The following is an 890-nucleotide window of genomic DNA, read 5'->3' as shown; positions in this document are numbered from 1 at the left end:
GTGCACCGCGAGGAAGGCCGGGCCCTGGACCGGCCGCGCCCGGCCCGGCAGGCCGGTGTACGGCCGGTCCTGGCGTACCCGTCAGGCGGGCGCCGCGGCCGGCGTCTTGTGCTCGTGCACGGCGGGCGGCCCCGGTACGCGCAGGGCGATCAGTCCCAGGGCGGTGAAGAACACCGCCCAGCCGGCCCAGCCCTGCCAGGACCAGCCGACGGTGGTGCTGATCAGCAGCGGCCCGACCACCGTGGTCATGGCGAAGCCCAGGTTGAACACGGCGAGATGGCTGGTGGTCTGCTCGCGTGGGATGTGCAGCAGTGCCGCTCCCGTGGTGCCCGCGATGATCAGCAGTTCGCCCAGCGACAGCAGCACCGCGGCCACGATGACGACCCCGACGCCCCATTGCCCGCCGCCCAGCATCGTCAGCGGCACCACGAGAGCGCCGAGCCCCGACAGCAGTCCGCCGCGCAGCATCAGCACCCGGGCCCGTTCCAGCCGCTCCGAGCCCCGGCTCAGCCGGACCTGGAGCACGACGACGAGGACCGTGTTCAGCAGCTGGATCACCGTCACGCTCCAGGAGGGGGCCTGGGTCTGCTGCACGATCCACAGCGGGACGCCGATGCCCAGCAGCAGTGCCGACAAGGTGAACGCCCCGTACAGGGCGGTGATGCCCAGGAAGGCACGGTTGCGCAGGATCCGCGCCCGCCCGCCCTGTCCGTCCTGTCCGCCCGCCGGGGTGGCCGCCACGGCGTCGAAGCCCCGGCATATCGCGGCACAGCACAGGAACAGCACGGCCGAGGCCACCATCGCCGCCCGGTAGGCCCCTGCCTGGTCGGCGGCGATCGCGGCGCCCGCGGGCAGCGCGCCGGCGGCCATCCCGGCGTTGCGCAGCGTGC

At 74.0% G+C, this 890-nt stretch carries 1 pseudogene; it reads right to left on the bottom strand.

Features of this window, described 5'->3' with window-relative positions:
* Positions 1-81 precede the first annotated feature (81 nt).
* Positions 82-890: pseudogene (locus tag AWZ10_RS36055) on the bottom strand (hypothetical protein); the annotation flags it as partial.

Origin of the sequence: Streptomyces europaeiscabiei, from assembly GCF_001550375.1 — a bacterium.
GTDB lineage: Bacteria > Actinomycetota > Actinomycetes > Streptomycetales > Streptomycetaceae > Streptomyces > Streptomyces europaeiscabiei.
This window is presented reverse-complemented; position numbering and strand designations above follow the sequence as displayed.